Below are 4,155 nucleotides of genomic sequence, written 5' to 3'. Positions count from 1 at the left end.
AGGCAGGCTGGGGAACGCCGCTTCCACAAGGCCATGCGCGCGGCATCGCGATCCAGGAAGCCTTCAAGACCATCGTCGCGGAAGTCGCGGAAGTTTCGGTGAGTGCGAGCGGCGAGCTGAAAGTCCACCGTGTCGTCGCCGTCGTCGATTGCGGCCGCATGGTGAATCCGAACACGGTCGAACAGCAGGTCGAATCCGGCATCATCTATGGGCTGACGGCGGCGCTGCATGGCGAAATCTCGATCGAGAAGGGCGCCGTCGCGCAGTCGAACTTTCCGGATTACGAGATGGTGCGCATGGCCGACGTGCCGGCGATCGAGGTTCATGTGATCGAGAGCGGCGCGGCGCTCGGCGGTCTCGGCGAACCGGCGACGCCGCCCATTGCGGCCGCCGTCGCCAATGCGGTCTTCGCCGCCACCGGCAAGCGGATCCGCGAAATGCCGTTGAAGAACCACGACCTGACGCCGCTCACCGCGAAATTCGCGCAGGCCGCGGATTGATCGGCTGATTGAAGGGTGGGCGCCGGTTCGCCGGCGCCCGCCTCGCGGCTAGTGCTGGCTTTCCGGCATCGTCACGCGCATGCCGTCGAGTTCCTTGGTCGCCTTGATCTGGCAGGAAAGGCGCGAATTGGGCTGCGAGTGTTCGCAGAAATCGAGCATGGTTTCTTCCATGTCTTCCTTGGCGGGCAGCTTCGCCAGCCACTCCTCCGGCACATAGACCATGCAGGTCGCGCAGGCGCAGGCGCCGCCGCAATCGGCGTCGATGCCCGGCACCATATTCTTGACCGCACCTTCCATCAGCGTCAGGCCCTCGGCGACATCGATCGTGTGTTCCTTGCCGTCATGCTCGACATAGGTAATTTTCGTCATCGTTCCGGCACGCCTCCTCGCGTGTTCTGCTTGTTGTTTTCCGAACGCATGCACACGTTCGCTACTTCTTTCATCCCGGACGCATTCATGCGTTCGCGATTTCCTTCATATTGATCGTTTCGTCGGCAAGCCGCGTCGGGTCGAGTTTTGCGTGCTTCGCGATGAGCTGCCGCGCCATCATGAATTCCGGCGCGCGGTTGACCGCATCGACCGCGACGAGAATGCCGTCCTTCAGATAGAAAACGGCGAAGCTGCGGCCCGTCTCCGGGTCGCCGCGCACCACGGCCTGCGTGTAGCCCGCCGAAAGTCCGGCGATCTGCAGCTTCAGATCGTATTGATCCGACCAGAACCAGGGCACCTGATTATAGGGCTTCTCCTTGCCCGTCAGCGTCGCGGCGGCGGTCTTTCCCTGCTCGATCGCGTTATGCACGCTTTCGAGCCGAAGCCTGCGGCCGTAGATGCCATTCGGATGGCTGGTGCAGTCGCCGGCGGCGCAGATGTCGGGATCGCTCGTCCGCGCGCATTCGTCGACGACGATGCCGTTCTCGACCGCGATGCCCGCCGAGGCCGCGAGCTCGGTGTTCGGAATGATGCCGATGCCGACGACGACGAAATCGCAGGGGAAGCTCTCGCCTTCGCCCGAGACGACGCGCGTCACGCGGCCACCTTCGCCCTCGAACCCGTCGACGGTGACGCCGGTGCGGATGACGACGCCTTCCTCGCGGTGGACGCGTTCATAGAAGTGGGAGACGATCGGATCGACGACGCGCGCCATCACGCGGTCAGCGGTCTCGAGTACGGTCACCTCGATGCCGTTCTTCTTCGCCACGGCCGCGACTTCGAGGCCGATATAGCCGCCGCCGACGACGACGAGCTTCGCACCCGGCTTGAAATGGCTCTGGATGTCGTGAACGTCGCCGACCGAGCGCAGATAATAGACGCCGTTGAGATCGAAGCCCGGCACGTTGATTTCGCGCACCCGGCTTCCCGTCGCGATGATGAGCTTGTCGTAGGCGATCTCGCGGCCGTCGCTCGTCAGCAAGAGCTTCTTCGATCGTTCGATGGCGGCGACCCGCGTCGAGAGCAGCAACTCGCATCCGGCGCTGGCGTAGAATTCGGCCGGCTTCAGCTCCACCCGGTCGAAACCGATTTCTCCGGCTAGGAATTTTTTCGACAAGGGCGGCCGCTGATAGGGCGGCTCCGGCTCCTCGCCGATCATGCGGATCGGTCCTTCATAGCCTTCCGACCTCAGCGACATCACCGCCTGCGACGCGGCCTGGCCTGCGCCGATGATGACGACCCCGTGCGTTCCGCTCATGCTCAAGCCCGTTCCTCCCGCTGTCTCACGCCATTCTTCAAGGCTGTTGCTTCGCCTTTTACAGAGCCGCCATCCGCCCGTCACTGGCCGGCGCCACCCAAAAATATTGACAGACGTCGCGGTCTCATGAAGGAGGCGCGAATTTTCTTGGGGCGCAGTCCGCCACAAAAATGACGGTGGCGTCAACTTTTATATCCAACCTGTTCGGAGATGCCAAACACTGAATGGAAAGCCGTCCAGGATTAGCCGTCAGCCTAGTGTGCTGTCGCTTCGGGCGGCCACGCGCCGATAGTCGAAGGTGAAGACGCTGAGGACCTTGTTTGCCGTCGCGCCGTCATCGGAAAGAGGCAGATAAAGAGCGTCGAAGTCGTAATAGTCGCGCCCGAGCCAGCCCGCGTCGCCGAACGCTCGCACAGGCACGCAGTCGCGTGCGGCCTTGCGATAGACGGCGAGGACGCCCGCCACGATGCCGACGCCGAAAGGCGCGAACGCCTCACGGACCGTCTTGCCGGTCGCTTCGACGAAGAAGTAGCGGGTGACCTTGGTGCCGATCAGGCGAAAGCGGAAATCATCATAGTCGCCGATCACGTCGAGCAACATGATCCAGCCGAGATGTTCTCTGAGGTCGACGGGGTCGATATCGGCGCGTGACGGCATCGGCCGTGCGCCGCGCTTCTCGTCCCAATAGGCCTTGACGGCGGCAAGCGATGGATGGCCGAGCCGTTGCGGATCGACTTCCGTATTCGCGCGCAAACGTTCGTTCGGCTTCACCGTTGCCATTGGCGGACTCCTCCCCTCCGATGCTGCCATGGGACGGTTAGCGGGTTCCTAACCGGAGAGCGCGTAGCGGATTGCCGGCGAAATTGACAAGTCCGGCAGTTTTTCCTCCTATGCGGGCCATGTCCGGCTCTTCCGTCGTACCCACCGTCGAACTCACCGTGAAACTGCCCGACGAGGCGGCGACGGCGCGGCTTGGCGCGGTTCTGGCGGCTCTGCTGGTTCCTAGCGACTTCGTCGCGCTCCGGGGCGACCTCGGCGCCGGCAAGACGGCGCTGGCCCGGGCCGTGATCCGCGCCCGGCTGGGCGATCCCGGCGAAGAGGTGCCGAGCCCCACTTTCACCCTCGTCCAGACCTACGAGGCGCCGGACATTCTTCTCACCCATGTCGATCTTTACCGGATCGAGCAGCCGGAGGACGCCGCCGAGCTTGGCCTCGCCGACGCGCTGGACGAAGGTGCCTTGCTGGTCGAATGGCCGGAGAAGCTTGGGCTCCTGCCGCAGGACCGTCTCGACATCGCTATCCATCTCGTGGGAGAAGGCGGCGGGCGCGAGGCGAGGCTGGCCGGACAGGGCAGCTGGGCGTCGCGTGTCGAGGGATTGAAGGACGCATGAAGACGCGCGAGGAACTGATCCGCGCCTTTCTGGACGAGGCGGGCTGGGGCGATGCGCGGCGCGCGCCGCTCGCCGGCGACGCCTCGACGCGGCGCTACGAGCGTATCGCGGGGCCGAGGGGCAAGGCCGTCCTGATGGACGCGCCGCCCGGTCCCGATGGTCCGCCGCTGGCCAACACGCCGGACGGCGTCCGCCGCGCCTATTCCGCCATCGCCCATCTCGCAGAAGATTGCCGGCCCTTCGTCGCTGTCGGTGCGGCGCTGAAAGGCGCCGGTCTCTCCGCGCCGGATTTGATCGCGCATGATGTGCCGAACGGGTTGTTGCTGCTCGAGGATCTCGGCGACGCGCTTTATGGCGCGGCGATCGATGCGGGCCAGGGCCCTGCCGGCGTTCCGCTCGATGAAATGTATCGCGCCGGCGTCGATGCGCTGATCGCCTGGCACGCCGCCTGGGCGAAACTCGGCGCGCCGTCCTCGCTGCCGCTGCCGAATGGCGGCGGCTATGCGCTGCCGCATTATGACGACGCGGCACTGGCGATCGAGACCGAACTCCTGACCGACTGGTATCTGCCCGCCAA

The 4,155-nt window shown here is 64.7% G+C and carries 5 protein-coding genes and 1 pseudogene; 3 read left to right on the top strand and 3 right to left on the bottom strand.

Translation table 11 applies throughout. The features are described 5' to 3' along the window. Positions 1–500, top strand: a 500-nt coding sequence (locus VMR03_RS01760; RefSeq protein ID WP_325401669.1) for a molybdopterin cofactor-binding domain-containing protein, incomplete at its 5' end; no start/stop codon positions are given. 48 nt (positions 501–548) lie between these two features. Here VMR03_RS01760 and VMR03_RS01755 read toward each other — a convergent pair. The 3 genes from VMR03_RS01755 to VMR03_RS01745 form a co-directional block, all read right to left on the bottom strand. Then, positions 549–869 (bottom strand): 2Fe-2S iron-sulfur cluster-binding protein, encoded by a 321-nt coding sequence (locus VMR03_RS01755; protein WP_325401667.1) that lies wholly within the window; start codon positions 867–869, stop codon positions 549–551. Positions 870–954: 85 nt separating this feature from the next. Further along, entirely contained in the window at positions 955–2,187 is a 1,233-nt protein-coding gene (locus VMR03_RS01750; RefSeq protein ID WP_325401665.1) for an NAD(P)/FAD-dependent oxidoreductase, read from the bottom strand. Between the two features lie 249 nt (positions 2,188–2,436). After that, positions 2,437–2,967: a PAS domain-containing protein gene (locus VMR03_RS01745; protein WP_325401663.1), complete on the bottom strand. Its 531-nt coding sequence runs from the start codon at positions 2,965–2,967 to the stop codon at positions 2,437–2,439. Positions 2,968–3,086: 119 nt separating this feature from the next. Between VMR03_RS01745 and tsaE the strand changes: the two genes are divergently transcribed. Together tsaE and VMR03_RS01735 are read left to right on the top strand one after the other, a co-directional pair. Next, positions 3,087–3,578 carry a tRNA (adenosine(37)-N6)-threonylcarbamoyltransferase complex ATPase subunit type 1 TsaE gene (gene tsaE / locus VMR03_RS01740; protein WP_325401661.1) on the top strand — a complete coding sequence of 164 codons (492 nt, stop codon included), beginning with the start codon at positions 3,087–3,089 and terminating at the stop codon, positions 3,576–3,578. After that, positions 3,575–4,155: pseudogene (locus VMR03_RS01735) on the top strand (bifunctional tRNA (adenosine(37)-N6)-threonylcarbamoyltransferase complex ATPase subunit type 1 TsaE/phosphotransferase); the annotation flags it as partial. The gene tsaE and the pseudogene VMR03_RS01735, both read left to right, overlap by 4 nt.

Source organism: Parvibaculum sp. (assembly GCF_035511255.1).
Lineage (GTDB): Bacteria > Pseudomonadota > Alphaproteobacteria > Parvibaculales > Parvibaculaceae > Parvibaculum.
This window is presented reverse-complemented; position numbering and strand designations above follow the sequence as displayed.